General features: G+C 40.0%; 17 protein-coding genes. 9 read left to right on the top strand and 8 right to left on the bottom strand.

The window, feature by feature from the left end; all coding sequences use genetic code 11:
- Positions 1-10 precede the first annotated feature (10 nt).
- On the top strand, positions 11-1,198 hold the full coding sequence (locus tag ACSLUK_RS14530) for a DUF4785 domain-containing protein (RefSeq protein ID WP_448549390.1): 1,188 nt from the start codon (positions 11-13) through the stop codon (positions 1,196-1,198).
- A gap of 168 nt (positions 1,199-1,366) precedes the next feature.
- The gene (locus ACSLUK_RS14525) at positions 1,367-2,269 is read left to right on the top strand and encodes an alpha/beta hydrolase (protein WP_448549389.1); all 903 of its coding nucleotides are present in this window, start codon (positions 1,367-1,369) and stop codon (positions 2,267-2,269) included.
- Between the two features lie 29 nt (positions 2,270-2,298).
- Here the strand turns inward: ACSLUK_RS14525 and ACSLUK_RS14520 are convergent, their stop codons facing one another.
- The 8 genes from ACSLUK_RS14520 to ACSLUK_RS14485 form a co-directional block, all read right to left on the bottom strand.
- Positions 2,299-3,501 (bottom strand): alginate export family protein, encoded by a 1,203-nt coding sequence (locus ACSLUK_RS14520; protein ID WP_448549388.1) that lies wholly within the window; start codon positions 3,499-3,501, stop codon positions 2,299-2,301.
- Positions 3,502-3,771: 270 nt separating this feature from the next.
- Positions 3,772-4,491: a substrate-binding periplasmic protein gene (locus ACSLUK_RS14515; RefSeq protein ID WP_448549387.1), complete on the bottom strand. Its 720-nt coding sequence runs from the start codon at positions 4,489-4,491 to the stop codon at positions 3,772-3,774.
- A 44-nt stretch (positions 4,492-4,535) separates the two neighbouring features.
- Positions 4,536-5,084: a DUF924 family protein gene (locus ACSLUK_RS14510; RefSeq protein ID WP_448549386.1), complete on the bottom strand. Its 549-nt coding sequence runs from the start codon at positions 5,082-5,084 to the stop codon at positions 4,536-4,538.
- Positions 5,085-5,179: 95 nt separating this feature from the next.
- The gene (locus ACSLUK_RS14505; protein ID WP_448549385.1) at positions 5,180-6,412 is read right to left on the bottom strand and encodes a DUF418 domain-containing protein; all 1,233 of its coding nucleotides are present in this window, start codon (positions 6,410-6,412) and stop codon (positions 5,180-5,182) included.
- A gap of 195 nt (positions 6,413-6,607) precedes the next feature.
- The gene (locus tag ACSLUK_RS14500; RefSeq protein WP_448549384.1) at positions 6,608-6,817 is read right to left on the bottom strand and encodes a DUF3565 domain-containing protein; all 210 of its coding nucleotides are present in this window, start codon (positions 6,815-6,817) and stop codon (positions 6,608-6,610) included.
- A 27-nt stretch (positions 6,818-6,844) separates the two neighbouring features.
- Entirely contained in the window at positions 6,845-7,993 is a 1,149-nt protein-coding gene (chrA, locus tag ACSLUK_RS14495; RefSeq protein ID WP_448549383.1) for a chromate efflux transporter, read from the bottom strand.
- Positions 7,994-8,077: 84 nt separating this feature from the next.
- Positions 8,078-8,557, bottom strand: a complete 480-nt coding sequence (locus ACSLUK_RS14490; protein WP_448549382.1) for a gamma-glutamylcyclotransferase family protein — start codon at positions 8,555-8,557, stop codon at positions 8,078-8,080.
- Positions 8,558-8,704: 147 nt separating this feature from the next.
- Positions 8,705-10,939: an NADP-dependent isocitrate dehydrogenase gene (locus tag ACSLUK_RS14485; RefSeq protein ID WP_448549381.1), complete on the bottom strand. Its 2,235-nt coding sequence runs from the start codon at positions 10,937-10,939 to the stop codon at positions 8,705-8,707.
- A 136-nt stretch (positions 10,940-11,075) separates the two neighbouring features.
- On the opposite strand from ACSLUK_RS14485, the gene ACSLUK_RS14480 reads away from it, so the two are divergent.
- The 7 genes from ACSLUK_RS14480 (at position 11,076) to ACSLUK_RS14450 (ending at position 17,186) form a co-directional block, all read left to right on the top strand.
- On the top strand, positions 11,076-11,747 hold the full coding sequence (locus ACSLUK_RS14480) for a pseudouridine synthase (RefSeq protein WP_448549380.1): 672 nt from the start codon (positions 11,076-11,078) through the stop codon (positions 11,745-11,747).
- Between the two features lie 19 nt (positions 11,748-11,766).
- Positions 11,767-12,222, top strand: a complete 456-nt coding sequence (locus ACSLUK_RS14475; RefSeq protein WP_448549379.1) for an NUDIX hydrolase — start codon at positions 11,767-11,769, stop codon at positions 12,220-12,222.
- 66 nt (positions 12,223-12,288) lie between these two features.
- Positions 12,289-13,452: a tRNA 2-thiouridine(34) synthase MnmA gene (mnmA, locus tag ACSLUK_RS14470; protein WP_448549378.1), complete on the top strand. Its 1,164-nt coding sequence runs from the start codon at positions 12,289-12,291 to the stop codon at positions 13,450-13,452.
- Positions 13,453-13,471: 19 nt separating this feature from the next.
- On the top strand, positions 13,472-14,086 hold the full coding sequence (gene hflD, locus ACSLUK_RS14465) for a high frequency lysogenization protein HflD (protein ID WP_448549377.1): 615 nt from the start codon (positions 13,472-13,474) through the stop codon (positions 14,084-14,086).
- Between the two features lie 30 nt (positions 14,087-14,116).
- Positions 14,117-15,487, top strand: coding sequence for an adenylosuccinate lyase (gene purB / locus ACSLUK_RS14460; protein ID WP_448549376.1), 1,371 nt, complete (start codon positions 14,117-14,119; stop codon positions 15,485-15,487).
- Positions 15,488-15,561: 74 nt separating this feature from the next.
- Complete coding sequence (locus ACSLUK_RS14455) at positions 15,562-16,713, top strand: JmjC domain-containing protein (RefSeq protein ID WP_448549375.1); 1,152 nt, start codon at positions 15,562-15,564, stop codon at positions 16,711-16,713.
- Between the two features lie 5 nt (positions 16,714-16,718).
- On the top strand, positions 16,719-17,186 hold the full coding sequence (locus ACSLUK_RS14450; protein WP_448549374.1) for a GNAT family N-acetyltransferase: 468 nt from the start codon (positions 16,719-16,721) through the stop codon (positions 17,184-17,186).
- The last annotated feature ends 7 nt before the right edge of the window (positions 17,187-17,193 follow it).

Below are 17,193 nucleotides of genomic sequence, written 5' to 3'. Positions count from 1 at the left end.
GGAAGCCAAAATGAATAAGCTATTTAATACAAAGCCACGCGTATTTGCTATAACACTTGTAGCAATGGTTCCACTTATGCTCAAAGCGAATAACTCAACGCTTCATACATTACCGGCACCTGAACAACATATAGATAAAACAACTGTTCACTTTAGCTCGCCTATTAAACAAGCGCTATTAGCGAACAAGAACCTATTAGCCTATCGCGATGTTAGCGACGAATATTGGTTTGAAGTAACGGGCGAAGAACTTACAAAAGGTGTACCTATTAATATATCCGCCCAAAATGCACTTATACGTATTTCGGGTAAAAAACAACCATTTCATGTTAGTACACAAAATATTTCGCCCGAATGGGTTGAATTGCTCCATCACGGTAAAGTGGTTAACTCACCTTTTAAGTCTACTGTTACAGCAGAACAATTGGCAACCGCTAATATGTTCCCTAATAGCAGTGCACTAACACTTAGTGATCAATTACCAATGGGTTTATATCAACTCGCCGTAAATCAGCCTTTGCCAAAAGACGAGCGATTCATTATCAACGTCAAAGAAAAGCAATCGCCTTACAAAGCGGTAATGGAAATCGAAAAGCAATCGTTTGTTGAAGGAGATTCAATTCCTTTCCAAATGAGTTTAAGTAATGAGCTTGCCCAAAAGACAAGTGATGCGGAACGTAGGGCTAAACAAGTACGAAAAGCCACGGTTAGATTTCCAACGGGTGAAACGCACGAAGTTAACATTAACTACGGTAAACAGGGATTATATATCAAAGTACCAGAAAACATTGACGTAGAACACAGACCAGGCACATTACATGAACTTCATATACAAACTACAAGCCACGTGGCGGGCAAAACAATAATGCGGAACAATAAAATTGCATTTGCTTATACTCGACCAACGGCAAAAATCACGGCTACACCCACAGTTAAAAGCGAAGGGGCAACTTTTAGCATTGATGTAGCTAGCGAAGGTCGATATGAAATAAGCGCTGTGGTATCAGGTAATCGACAAGGAGAAGGAAATAAAGCCGTTATGCTTAGCCGATCCGCATATTACCTAACACCAGGTCAGCACGAGTTAACCCTGGTATTTGATAAGACCATCCTTTCATCAGGTAACGTGACGCCCCCTTATCAATTGTCAAATATTAAACTCTTTGACCAAAGCCGCTTACAGCTCATTAATAACTAACATCTAATCATTTGATTTAATAGAATATGTTATCAGCTAGGTAACTAAGCTGATAACTATTTATAGTTTAAGTAAGTTCGCATTCTTAGTTGTGTCTAAATATCCATAGCTTAATCGCAATTATTTGCGTAAACTTCCCAAAATATTAAACAAGCGTTTGATTTTAAGATGAGTACATTGACATCTCACGACAAGACTTACAATCACTGGCAACATTTAACGCCCTATGGATATACACTCTCTGGCTATTTACATCGGGCGGAAAATGAAAGCCATCGTATACATTTGTTGCACGGTACAGGATTTTCGGGGCTAACGCTAAGTGAAATGGCTCGAAGCTTACCTGCGTCTTGGTCAACTTGTATAACAGACCTTCCTGGCCATGGTAAATCAGAACAACCTAAACATCGCATGCCTGATTGGCAAGAAATGGCTTCAGCCGTATATCATGCTGTCGCAAACCAAATGTCGATTACTAATCACAACCGTATCATTGGCATAGGACATTCTCTAGGCGGCGTTTTAACGCTAATGGCTGCAGCCCAACACCCAGAATATTTTCAACGAGTCATTTTACTTGACCCTCCGATATTTAATCGTCCTGTGATGGCGTTTCAAAAAATTCTCAGAAAAACCCACCTTTGGCCGCACTCACCACTAGTAAAGGCCGTTGTCAACCGTCAATCATATTGGCAAAGTATTGAACAAATGAAACATTACCTATCAGAAAAGGCGCTGTACCGTCATTGGCATCCGCAGGCATTAGAAGATTTCTGTCAATCCGCGACCATAACAATGAATAACGGTGTCAAACTGGCGTGTAATCCTCGATGGGAAGGTGAGATTTTTGGTAGTTATCCACGGGGCTTGTGGAGTAAAATCAAAAAAGTAGGTGTAAGAGTTGATATAGTGACCGCGCAAAAAAGTTACCCATTTATCAAATCTTCAGTCGACAAAGCGCTGCGGCTTAATAGCGGCATCAACGTTCATAGCTTTGGTAAACGACATTGTTTTCCAATGGAGCAACCCGATGAAACCGCTAACTTTATTGCAAACTTAGTTAATCGCTAAGCGGTATTTATACCGCTTAGGTGCGAGTACTAAAACTTAAATGTACCCATTAACCATATTTTGGTCGTATCGGTGTTATGCTCTTTGGCGTCGTAGCTCGCAAATTTTACCAGACCACCAATTTTCTTAGTTACAGCAAAAGCTGCAGTCAAATCAATCTCACTACCGTAATTAATGCTGCCCTTGCTAGAACTAAAATCATGGTACGTTAATGTAAAATTGACATCTTTAAGTTTAGTTTTTGCTGTAATATAGAAATCCTCAACACCATTGCCAGGCGTAGAAAGAAACTGATCGGCAAAACCTTGGAACGCATGTAATGTTGCTAACGGCGTAGCAAAACCAACACCATTATCGCTACCTAGTATTTCTATACCAGCGATTAGCTTGAGATTTTCTAGACCAGAAACAAATTCAGCCTTATAATAGTTAGCCGAATAATCATTCATGTTATCGCCCGCATCAGTTTGAACAGCGTAACTAACATTAGTTACAAAAACATCGAAGTCACCCGAGTAGTCAAAACCGAGTGTATTACTTGATGCCGCAACATTGTCTTCATTATCTAAAAAATACGCAAAAGCTGAAAAATTATGCTTTTTGGCAACTTTCCATTTGCTATTAATAAAATGAAAATCCCCTTCCCAATCAGCAGGTTGTGCACCATCATCGGGACCAAAGATTCTATTCACATTCACAACATAGCTGTAATCGAAGCTTACATTTTCATGAACAGCGTAACTAACACGTAATCCGTCATATGTTTGTTCATTTTGACGCCAGCCTACACCACCAACAAACCGCTGATTATTATGTAATATTCGCTGCCTACCGCCAGTAAAGCCCCCTTTTTCGCCTTTATAGCTAAGATAAATTTGATTTAAGTCCGTTCCTTTTGGGTCAGCGACAACCGGATAATCTGTTTTTCCGTTGTGAGTATCATTGTAGTCATCAGCCCCAACAACTAATACATTATCAACTTCAATTGTTGTCGAGAAGTTATTAAATGCAGCACTTTTCCACGTTAGTCGTGTTTTCAAAGTTGATGCCTTCGCTTCATTTTTAATGCTATCTTGGTCTACATGCTCGTAGCGATAGCGAAAATTCAAGTCAAAGTTTGATTTAGCAAACATGTCGCCAAACGTGTCTACTTGTTCGGCATGAAGTGGAAGAACAACAGAAGTAATTGCAACTGCACAAATCGTTTGTTTCGTCTTAAATGGAGTAATCATATGCTTTCCCTGGTTAAGCCTTTAATGCTATGCCAATTTTTTAAGAATATTTGGCACTAAGTACGAATTACTAATCAAGTTAACAGTAAAATGAACATGCAGTTTTGACTGTAATCAACATAACACAATTAGTTCATGTATGATTTTAGTCAATATTCTGAAAAGTGGCATAAAATGATAGAGTTAAATTTAATTTAGTATCGTATACGTAATAATTTTTCTATCATTTTTGTCTAGTGTTATTAAAAAGAGATTTTAAGCGATCGTTAATTACTTATGTGCATTTTGATGTTCAGTCCATTGTTCAAATGTCGCCTGCAAGTGCTTAACTAGCGCCGGATCTGAGTCGATATTTAGCGCCATACAATGTTGTTGTTTATTACCAGGCATGAGTTCACGTTCGGCAACGACAACATCAGGTGATAAACCCAGAGCATTTAATCTAAATTTAATCGCACTTGGAGATTGCACGACAAAATCGACTCGTCCATTGAACAATTTTTTAATGTTAATATCTTCATCTGCCGACAAATCAAGGTTCACTCGCTCAATAAACCCATTATCTCTTAAAAATTGATGAGAGAGATCTTCACGCATTACACCAATTCTATATTGGCGAATATCTTGTAACGACGCTAGGTAATATGGGTTTTGAGCCAAACGATAAAGGTACCCTTGCTCTGCAGGCATAATAGGACAAAACCAATGAAACAATACCTCTCTTTCAGGAGATCGAAAAATAGAAAAAATAAGCGTATTGGGTGTAGAACGCGCAAGTTGATAACTACGCGCCCAAGGCAGTAATTTAATTTGGTACTCTAGCTTGGTAAGATCAAGCACTTCTCTTACTTTTTCTGCGACTAAGCCAATAACTTCACCATCTTTATGGTAAATAAATGGCGGCCAAGACTCACTTAGGACAGTAATTCTATCCTGACCTACAACAGTATTTGTTGCGCAAACAAGAACTAAGAGTATGACTTTAAACATACATACACAAATAACTCACTTCACATTACCTATTAAGTATATGCTTAAAACGAAGAATTAGGTTGCTGTAAAAATGCCAATTCGGCTTCAGTAGACTCTCTTCCTAAAATTGCATTGCGATGTGGGTAGCGGCCAAAGCGTTCAATAATTACTTTGTGTTTTAGTTCGAATTGATAATTAGCGTCAATTCCATTGTCTGCAAACAATTTAGCTGCTTCTTCATGAATAGGTAATGATTCACTATGCATATAAGGCATGTACAAAAAGCTGCGTTCTATAGGCGTTAATTCACTACATTGACCTGTCGCGATAGCCTCTTGAGCAAGCACGATGGCCATGCCATCATAGGCAAATGACTGCGCTTGATCTCTAAATATATTACGAGAGAATTGGTCTAGAATTATGACTTCCGCCAGTCGACCTCGAATATGATGACGCCAAGAAAACAATTCCCCTTTTACAGCTTGCGTGTGTAAATCACCAAATCGTTCTTCTATTGCTCGATCAACGCATTGATCTTTCTTCCACCATTGTTCTGGTTCAAGTTCTTGGAACCAAAATCTCAATACCGCTTCATACATTGTTTCATGCATTGCATTTATCCCTTAACAATTATTTTTCCATAAAAAATGCCAGTTAATCACTTAACTGGCATTTTCGCAAATATTGATGAAGGTAATAATTCAACTTAATTCGTGGCGACTTCTAACTTAGCCAACGGCTGAAGTTTACCATAAGTTAAACTACGCCATACCCATTCGAACGGACCAAATCGGTATCTATTCATCCAAAATGTTGAGAAAAATATCTGAAACAGCCAAATAGCCATCACTAGCATTATTTGCTCAGTACGTTCAAATGTGCCGTAAAAACCTAAGCCCCAACCATAAAATATAACGCAACAAATGATTGTGTGAGACAAATAGTTAGTCAACGCCATACGCCCCACATTAGCAAGCAATGCCTTTAATTTGCTCAATACAGTTGAACGGCAAAAACACACAAGTAAACACATATAGCCCAAAGCCATAATTATACTGCCCCAATAGTTATATTGGGTCTCTGTAAACATTGTGGTTAAGTCCCACCCTCTGGCAAAGCTCGCTTCAACACCTGTTGTAATCAAATACAATGCAATTGCACAGGCGCTCACCCCAGCAATTAACAACGATTTAGTGCGAAAACGTTCACCAAAAAAGTCTAACTTAAACAACGCCATACCAAACATCATTAAACCAATAACACGCGGCATATAGAATAATACATTGCCTTGCGCCATAGCCGCCATATTAATACGTTGCTCAGCTTGCCCCACCCAAGAAGCCTGATTCGCAGCAATATCTTGAGCGATTAATTCTTTTGAAGGTGACCACATCGCCATCATTTCAGTTAATTCTTGTTCAGACATAAAAGGTACAGCCATACTAACTGACCAGAATAGTAGCCCACAAATGGCAATCAAACTGGTCCCAGTAATCAACAAGAACTTTGGTGACTTGTTACGCGCCAAAAACACAACCATTCCTGCTAAAGCATAAGGCAATAAAATATCACCGAACCACAACAAGTAAGCGTGCGCCAGACCCACTAAAGCCAAAATAAACATACGTTTATAATGGATTCGTTTAGCATTTCCACCTTTTCGTTCAATATTTTGTGCCATTAACACAATACCGGCACCAAATAACATCGAAAAAATCGACATAAATTTTTGATCAGCAAATAAATGTGAAAAGTAATATACATAATAATTTGCCCCAGTTAAGTCACCATAAACCGTAGGGTTCATGTAAGCGGCAAAATTCATAGAAAAGGCCTGAATATTCATCACTAAAATACCCAGCAACGCGATTCCTCTAATAATATCTATGTTCACCAAGCGATCTTGGCTTTGAATCGGTTGACTCAAATCAACAGTCATACAAACTCCGTGTCTTTGTTATTGTTTCCATATGTAGTCTTTATACTTACTGATTTATTACACAGGTTAACAAAAAATTTATTAAAATCTTGTAAGCGATTGAATAATAGTTGAAAGATCTTGTTAGTTTAATGAAATTCGTCAATATTGACCGCCAATAAGTGCTTCATATAAATATTTAACGAACATTAAATTCTACCAATCCTCTTCTTTGCCTTGATCACATTTTACACAGGTTAGTTGCTGGCCTAGCATCTCACTTCGCCCCGCTTCTGTTTGCGTCCAAGGTCGTGATTGCCAAGGAGGATTGTGGCGAATATGTCGAAAATGGTGACAAGATAGTTTAGCTAACCACTGCCCTTCTTCTTCACTATCTAACTGATACCCAACTATTTGACGAAGCATGCTAATTTTTTGATGAATATGGTTAAGCTACATTGCAAGCGCAACACCCACTAATGCAAATGCGACTACTAATATTGCAATTGGCACGCGAACGACTCTTAATGCATAAATACCAAGTAGCGCGATGGCTAAGTCTGTTCCTGAAGCCACTGCCGACATAAATACAGGTTGATATAACGCTGAAAAAAGAATGCCTACAACGGCGGCGTTAATACCGATCATGGCGCCTTTCACATTAGACGGTAAAGCAGCAATATCCCAATAACGATAAAACGCGTAAATCAAAACAAAACCCGGTAAAAAGATGCCTAGTGTCGCAACTAACGCCCCAACAAGTGGCATATCTTGCAGTAATTCAGCACCTAAATAGCTAGCCAAAGAGAACATCGGCCCAGGTACGGCTTGTGCTGCGGAATAGCCAAGTAAAAACCTATCAGCGGAAAGTTGCTCTCCCACTAACTCTTGAAGAAGTGGGAGTACAACATGACCACCACCAAACACCAAACTACCTGCTTGATAAAACTGGCTAAACAACTGCCACAACGAATTGTCTTTAAACAGGACAAGACCAACGAAAAACAAGATACCAAAAATAGCCAGTGATAACGAGTGAATGCGAAGCTTACCCTGCTGATTACCATCCGCTGGCTGTAAAGACTTAACACCAACAATCGCCGCGATAACAAGCACTAAGATTTGACTCACTAAACTCGGAATAGCTAACAAAGTAAACGCTGAAAATACGGCAATACTTATTGTTAGCCTTTCACTACAAAATGACTTAAACATGCTAAATGTTGCATCAGCGACAATCACAACCGCAAAAAGCTTTAATCCTGTAACTGCACCGTACAGCAGCACATTTTCTGATTGTTCTAATCCACTGTAAGATAGTAACCACAACAAGATAAATGATGGGAGCGTGAAGCCAAGAAAGGCAGCTATTCCACCTAATAATCCCGCTCTTTTTAGCCCTAATGCAAAACCTACCTGACTGGAACCTGGCCCAGGTAAAAACTGGCTCAACCCAACAAGTTGACCATATTCAAATTCATCTATCCATTTAAGCTTTTTGACAAAGGTTTGCTGAAAATAGCCAATGTGCGCAACTGGGCCTCCAAAGCTCACACACCCTAGCATTAAGAAACGCCAGAAAACGTCTATGACGGGATTCATTTTACTGTATCTACTTGTTATTAATTATTGGGCCAAATGATAACAAGCCACATTTGAATGGGGAAATGGTTTTATCAACGCCCGTTATGAATATATAGCTAATTCACTCGATTTACGTTGCATGTTAGGGTCTTCTACTGTGTTGATTAAAGATAAATAAGAAACGTAATCTGATGGTAAGTCTGCTTCTATAGCTCCCTGAAGAATATGGGTCAAATACCAATCAAATGGCCGCATTGCGCGATTGATATTAATTGCTATATAGCAATAGGCTTGTATTAGTTCACCACTATTGTTTTTTACAGAAACTCGCTGGCAAGTATAACCGCTCCCTTCTATTGCATCTAACGTTGACTTGTCTTCGTCAGATAACTGATATAACCGCCCAAACACATTGTGTGTTGAATGAGGCATAATATTTGCCTTTGCTGAACCATCCTTTCCAACCTTATTAAAGATCAAAGAATGTCCCGGCAACTGAAAGAAGCCTTTAACTGGCACGGCTTCAATTCTTGCCTGTATTCTGGCTAACGACATATTTGAGCCATAAGCGAAGTAGTACATGTGGTTATTCGTTATTTAAATAAGTACAAAACTATCAGAACTACCTGTTGCTTTACAATAAAAAAGCCAGTTGTTATTACTAACAACTGGCTTCTAAATTTATCGAGTTATCTATAGTAACTTTACATATAACTCATGCAACACATCTTATAACAAGCTAGATAAGATTGTATTGAAAGTTTCGCTTGGACGCATTGCTTTTGACGCTAACTCTGGCGCTGGGAAATAGTACCCGTTAATGTCCATTGAAGGACCTTGCGCATTGTTTAACTCTTCAACAATCTTAGCTTCTTGCTTAGTTAACGCTTGAGCAACTGCTGTGAATGCAGTTCTCAACTCTTCATCATCTGTTTGCTCTGCAAGTGCTTGTGCCCAATACATAGCAAGATAGAAGTGGCTGCCACGGTTATCTAATTCACCCACTTTACGAGACGGTGATTTATTCTCATCTAAGAACTTACCAGTTGCAGCGTCTAATGTATCTGCCAACACTTTTGCTTTGCTGTTACCCGTTGTATTGCTTAAGTGTTCAAGTGAAGCAGCAAGTGCCAAGAACTCACCTAAAGAATCCCAACGTAAGTGGTTTTCTTTTTCAAACTGTTGTACGTGCTTAGGCGCTGAACCACCTGCACCTGTTTCAAATAAGCCACCACCATTCATTAGCGGTACAATTGAAAGCATTTTCGCACTAGTACCAAGCTCTAAAATTGGGAACAAATCAGTATTGTAATCACGCAAAACATTACCTGTCACAGAGATAGTGTCTTCACCTTTACCACAGCGTTCTAACGTATGTTTACAAGCTTCCGTTGGCGCAAGAATACGTAAATCCAAGCCATCTGTATCATGGTTAGGCAAATAAGCATTCACTTTCTTGATGATTTCTGCATCGTGTGCACGGTTTTCATCTAACCAGAATACAGCAGGCGTGTTTGACAAACGAGAACGAGTAACAGCCAATTTAACCCAATCTTGAATCGGTGCGTCTTTAGTTTGACACATACGGAAGATATCACCTTCGGCAACATCCTGAGAAAGTAATACGTCAGCTGTAGCAATGTCAACTACACGAATCACGCCTTCACCTTTTGCCATGAAAGTCTTGTCGTGTGAACCATATTCTTCTGCTTTTTTCGCCATCAAACCAACATTAGGCACGGTACCCATAGTCGTTGGATCAAAAGCACCATTTTCGCGACAATAATCAACTACTGCAGAGAAAACACCAGCGTAGTTACGATCTGGGATCATAAACTTGGTGTCTTTTTGCTTACCATCAGGTCCCCACATTTGGCCTGAAGCACGCAGTGCCGCTGGCATAGAAGCATCAATGATCACATCACTTGGAACATGTAAGTTAGTAATACCGCGATCTGAATCAACCATAGCTAGAAGAGGTTGTGTTTCATATACCGCTTGCAGGTCCGCTTCAATTTCGGCTTTCTGTTCAGCAGGTAAACGCTCAATCTTCGCGTAAACATCACCAATACCATTGTTAACATCAACACCTAGTTGTTCGAAGATTGCCGCGTGTTTAGCAAAAACGTCTTTGTAGTAAACTTTAACTGCATGGCCAAAAATTACTGGGTCAGATACTTTCATCATGGTTGCTTTCATATGAAGAGACAATAATACGTCTTCTTCTTTTGCTTTCGCAGTTTCAGCTTCAAAGAACTCAACCAAAGCTTTTTTACTCATTACCGATGCGTCGATAATTTCTTTGTCTTCCAAAGCAACTTTTTCTTTTAATACACTAATGTTGCTAGCAGTATCCACATATTCGATACGAACATCTGTAGCACCATCAACGGTCATAGATTTTTCGCTGCCGTAGAAGTCACCGTGGCTCATGTGAGCAACGTGAGATTTAGAGTCTTTCGACCAAGCTCCCATTGAGTGTGGATTTTTCTTGGCATAGTTTTTAACAGCAGCTGGTGCACGACGATCTGAGTTGCCTTCACGTAGTACAGGGTTTACTGCTGAGCCTAAAACTTTGGCATAGGTTAACTTAATTGATTCTTCAGCTTCGTTTTGCGGCTCTTCAGGGTAGTCAGGTAAGTCATAACCTTTCGCCTGTAGTTCTTTGATTGTCGCTTGTAATTGAGGGATTGAAGCACTGATGTTTGGCAACTTAATAATGTTTGCTTCTGGTGTTTTCGCTAATTCACCTAACTCAGCTAAAGCATCACCAATGCGTTGTTCTTCAGTTAAGTACTTTGGAAAATTTGCAAGAATACGACCAGCTAACGAGATATCGCGTGTTTCAACGTCAATACCAGATGAAGCTGTGAACGCTTGAATGATTGGCAATAGTGAATGTGTAGCCAATGCTGGCGCTTCATCAGTGATGGTGTAAATGATTTTAGAAGAATCTGTGGTCATTTTTAGTCCTATTTGTTTTAGCAACGATGATTAACGATGAATAAATAATCAGCGAGAAATTATTTATATGCAATTAATCAAAAATTTTTTTTGCGCGCGCATAGTATAGGAATTAATAACACTTTAAAATAGCCCAATGAAAACTAACACAAGCAAAAAAAGGCAAGAAAAGGTGACATTTAAACGCAACAGTGCAAAATCACGCCTTCACAGCCAAAAGCCCACAAAGGTACGACCAGATGAAAAAAACCGCATTGTCGTACTATTTAATAAACCGTTCGATGTACTGAGTCAATTTACCGACGACAATAATCGCGCTACGTTAAAAGATTTCATTAATATTCCAGAAGTATATGCAGCGGGACGTTTAGATCGCGACAGCGAAGGCTTGTTGCTATTAACCAATGATGGAAAGCTCCAACATCAGCTTGCTAATCCCAAAAAGAAAACAGTAAAAACCTACTGGGCACAGGTTGAAGGACAGCCAACAGACGAAGACTTAACCAAACTCAGAAGTGGTGTTGAATTAAAAGACGGTATGACGCTTCCAGCTAAAGTAAAAGTCATCGCTGAACCCAACGTTTGGCCACGCACTCCGCCAATTCGAGAACGCGCCAATATTCCTACCTGCTGGTTAGAGATAAAAATAACAGAGGGCCGCAATCGTCAGGTGAGACGTATGACAGCACACATCGGCTTTCCAACACTGAGATTAATTCGCTATAGCATTGGCAATTTCACACTTAGTGATATCCGCAACGGAGAATTCACCCTATTAAAAGGTGAACGTATCAAACAATTCCTTTAGACAACAAATAGGCAATTCAATGCACGACGAACAATTTAAACCGAACACTACCGTTGCCATGATAGTAGCTTGCCAAGACAAGTTTTTACTGGTTGAAGAAATTGAGAATGGTCAGCACGTATATAATCAACCCGCTGGTCATTTAGAAGCCAAAGAAAATTTGATCAACGCTGCCAAACGCGAACTTCATGAAGAAACCGATATTAGCGCAGAGCCAGAATATTTAAGTGGTATTTATTATTTTCATCGCCCTGACCTTTCGCTTTATTACTTGCGTTTTTGCTTTGTAGTACATTTTGAAAATCCGCCTGAAACGTCACCCAACGATAGCGATATTATTGCTACTCATTGGCTAACGTATGACGAAATTGTCGCGCGAAAAAATCAACTTCGTAGCCCAATGGTTCTTGAATGTATTGATGATTATTTGGCTGGCAACAAAATTCCGTTATCAACACTAAAATCTAACCTATAAGGGGTACTACCTTACACAACTCCGTGCTATAATTTTGCGCCATTTTTATCAAGTTACGAAGTATTAATGTCTATTAGCGATATCTCTTTATCTTCCATTATTGGTGCGAACAGCCCTGACACTCGTGATCCATCTGAAATTAAGGTGATTGTTGGTATGTCCGGTGGTGTTGACTCTTCAGTTTCAGCTTACTTACTACAGCAACAAGGCTTTCAGGTAGAAGGCTTGTTTATGAAGAACTGGGAAGAAGACGACACTGACGAATATTGCGCGGCAGCACAAGATTTAGAAGACGCACAAAAAGTTTGTGAAAAATTAGGCATTAAACTACACACTATAAACTTTGCTACAGAGTATTGGGACAACGTGTTTGAATACTTCCTCGCTGAATATAAAGCAGGACGTACACCAAACCCTGATATCATGTGTAACAAAGAAATTAAGTTCAAAGCGTTTCTTGAATTTGCCTGTGAAGACTTAGGCGCCGATTACATCGCTACCGGCCATTATGTTAGCCGTGAGTACAAAAACGGCAAATGGTCGATGATTCGTGGCAAAGACAATAATAAAGACCAAAGTTACTTCTTATACACACTAAGCCACGAGCAAGTGGGTCAAACTCTTTTCCCTGTTGGCCACATTGAAAAACCACAAGTGAGAGCTATCGCTGAGCATGCAGACTTGATTACGCATAATAAAAAAGACAGCACTGGCATTTGCTTTATTGGTGAGCGTAAATTTAAAGACTTTCTTCAACAATATTTACCTGCGCAACCAGGCGTTATCGAGTCAGCAGAAGGTGAAGCTGTAGGTGAGCACGACGGTCTGATGTATCACACGCTTGGACAACGCAAAGGTTTGCGTATTGGTGGTTTGGCTAATGCAGGCGAAGAACCATGGTATGTGGTAGACAAAGATCTTAAACGCAATGTACTTATTGTCGGCCAAGGCCATAATCATCCACGCTTGTTTTCAGTTGGGCTAATTGCCAATCAATTACATTTGGTCAACCGCCAGCCGTTAGCAGAAAGCATTAAATGTACGGTCAAAACGCGTTACCGTCAGGACGATGTACCCTGCACCCTTTCGCCTAGTAAATCAGGTGTTGAAGGTGAATACGACGTCATGTTTGAACAAGCGCAAAGCTCAGTAACGCCCGGTCAATCAGTGGTGTTTTATCAGGGCGATACCTGCCTTGGTGGCGCTATTATCAATACCTTAATCCGCTAGTTCTGGTTATCGATATATTATGAAAGAACAAACAATCACACTCGCTGCTATTTGCCAATGCGCTTATTGGGTTCAGAAGTTTTCTCGCCATGGCATAGTCGATCAGCAAGATTTAGAAATGTTACTAAATAGCATCATTGTTACCTCGCCAAGTAATACACTTGAAGTGTATGGTGGTGATTTGGCTAACTTAAAAATTGGTTTGCAAACACTGGTGTCCCATTTGGGCAACGAATCAACCAATAAAGACCCTGAGATCACACGCTATGTGGTCAGCCTCATGAGTATCGAACGACGTTTGAGTGCTAAACCAAAAGTATTAGCAGAACTTGGTCAGCGTATTGAGCAAAGCCAACGCCAAATGGCACATTATGACATCACTAGTGAAACGTTGATCGCCAGCTTAGCCAGTATTTACAGTGATGTAATCAGTCCGCTTAGCACGCCGATTCAAGTTGCTGGCAATCAAGAAATTTTAAAAGTACCTGCTAATCAACACAAAATACGTGCGCTTTTGTTAGCAGGAATGCGCTCTAGTGTATTGTGGCGTCAAGTAGGTGGAAAACGCAGAAACATCTTATTTTCGCGTGCAAAAATTGTGAAATGTGCGCAAGAGCTTTTATCGAGAATTTAATTTTAATTTGATCTAAATATAGGAAATCCTATGGAACTTTCAGCATTAAGTGCTATTTCACCAGTTGACGGGCGTTATGGCAGCAAAACCGAAGCGTTACGACCTATCTTCAGTGAATTTGGTCTAATCAAGTATCGTGTAACTGTTGAAGTTAGATGGTTGCAAAAGTTAGCTGCCACCGCTGAGATCGCAGAAGTACCTGCGTTCAGCAACGAAGCAAATGCCGTTTTAGACGCTATTGTCGCTAACTTTAGTGAAGAAGATGCACTGCGCGTTAAAACCATTGAAGCAACGACTAACCATGACGTTAAAGCGGTTGAATATTTCTTGAAAGAAAAAGTAGCTGACAATGCTGAATTGAACGCCATTACGGAATTCATCCACTTTGCTTGTACTTCAGAAGACATTAACAACCTATCGCACGGCTTAATGCTAAAAGAATGTCGCGAGCTCGTACTTTTGCCGCTTATCGACAACATTCTAGCTGATATCAAAGGATTAGCGGTTGAGTATCAATCAATTCCTATGATGTGTCGTACGCACGGTCAACCAGCTTCGCCTAGTACTATGGGTAAAGAAATGGCCAACGTATACGTGCGATTGAAGCGTCAACGTGATCAAATTGCTAACATTGAATTTCTCGGTAAAATCAACGGTGCAGTAGGTAACTACAACGCCCACATATCGGCATACCCAGAAGTAAACTGGCATGCATTTTCTGAACAATTTGTAACGTCATTAGGCCTTACGTGGAACGCATTCACTACACAAATTGAGCCACACGATTACATCGCTGAGTTTTTCGACGCAGTTGCGCGTTTCAACACTATCTTAATTGATTTTGATCGTGACGTTTGGGGCTATATTGCATTAGGTCACTTCAAGCAAAAAACAATTGCGGGTGAAATTGGCTCGTCAACCATGCCACACAAAGTAAACCCAATCGACTTTGAAAACTCTGAAGGCAACTTAGGTATCGCGAATGCCCTATTTGGCCACTTAGCACAAAAATTACCTATTTCTCGTTGGCAGCGTGACCTGACTGATTCAACAGTATTACGTAACCTAGGTGTAGGTTTTGGTCATTCTCTTATCGCGTACCATGCAACGCGCAAAGGTATTAGCAAACTAGAGGTAAATGAAAATAACCTACTTGCTGAGCTAGACCAAAACTGGGAAGTGTTAGCTGAGCCTATCCAAACAGTAATGCGTCGTTACGGCATTGAAAAACCATATGAGAAATTGAAAGAGCTAACTCGTGGTAAGCGTGTTAACAGTGAATCAATGCGTGAATTCATTCAAAACCTTGAGTTACCAGAGTCAGTGAAAGCTGAACTATGTGAACTAACACCGGCAGGTTACATTGGTCGTGCAGTGTCATTCATTGCTGAACTAGACTAAGCTAGATAGCAAGTCAAATTAAAGGGGGGCAAATGTCCCCTTTTTTGTCCTTAATTATAAGAAATACTTACATCATGATTGAGAAGATCCAATGGGGAGACCTAACTCCCGAACAATTTATGTCGGAATACTGGCAAAAAAAGCCATTGCTAATCCGTAACGCAATACCAAACTTTCAAGGCACCATTGAGGCAGATGAACTTGCTGGTTTAGCGATGGAACAAGAAATAGAATCTCGCATTGTATCTCACGATGGAAATGGTCAATGGCAGGTAGAACATGGGCCATTTGAAGATTTTGCTCAGTATGGTGAAGCAAACTGGACGTTGCTGGTACAAGCGGTAAACAACTGGTCACGAGAAACCGATCAACTGATTTCATTGTTCAACTTTATTCCACGTTGGCGCATCGACGATGTTATGGTGAGTTTTTCCACACCCAACGGTGGTGTAGGTGCACATCTAGATCAATATGATGTATTTATTTTACAAGGTGAAGGACAACGTCGCTGGCAAGTAGGCTCTCCCAATATAGACTTGCAAACATTATTACCGCATCCAGACTTAAAACAAGTTTCGTCATTCGATCCGATTATTGATGAAGTAACTAATCCTGGTGATCTGCTTTATATTCCACCAAATCACCCTCACAATGGCGAGTCTATTGAGAATTCACTCAATTTTTCAATTGGTTTTCAAGCGCCGAGCGGTCAAGATTTATGGTCTGGTTTTGCCGACAGAATTATAGATGAAAACTTAGGCGAAAATCGTTTTGGTGACCAAAACCGTAAACCAACAGCTCAGCCAGAACAGTTAACACAAACTGATATTGAGCAACTAAAAGCATTTATGCTGGAAAATATTAACGACGAGAACAAATTCAACTCGTTCATCGCCCGATATCTAACGCAAAGCCATCACGCTCTCGAGTTATTAATTCCAATGGAACCATTCACTATAGAGCAAGTGACAGAGTTTCTTGAAAACGATGAAATTCAGTTCTCACCTGTATCAGGCATTAAAGCGCTAGTTACCGCAACAACGGCACAAAATTTATTTATCAATGGCGATGAATTCCAATTAGATGATTTAACACTGGAATTTGGCAAACGTTTAGCACGGCAAGATATTTTGACTACCAAAGAAGCAAAAAGTTTCGCCACCTGTTTGAAAAACACCCAATTGTTAACTAATGTTTTAAATAAGGGTTATTGGTATATTGAATAGTAGTCATGTCGTTCAGCGTCAGTCGGGTCAACTGGGAGCAGGCAGCTCCCCTACTGAAGAACATCAGGGAAAAAGTGTTTATATGCGAATGGCGCATCCCTAGAAGTATTGAATTTGATCGTAATGATCGCAAAGCCTATCACATGTTGGTATGTGACGACTCAACACAGGAGCCAGTCGCCACAGGCCGCATAATGCCTTCTGGCGAAATCAGCCGTATTGCCGTTGTAATAAATTTTCGAGATAAACATATCGATCGAATAATTTTCAGCGGCTTAATAAAAATTGCTAAAGAACTACAACTTGACGAAGTGTTTATTATAAGTAGTCTCGAAGCGGTTGATTATTATCGAAAACATAACTTTACTCCATCTGGTGCTGTTTTTATGGAAGCAGGTATTCCAAGGCAACGAATGTCTTGCCGTTTAAACAACTTAGATATTGAAGATACCAACTATCTACTTAATCATTAAGTATCAT

Source organism: Thalassotalea fusca (assembly GCF_053485835.1).
This window is presented reverse-complemented; position numbering and strand designations above follow the sequence as displayed.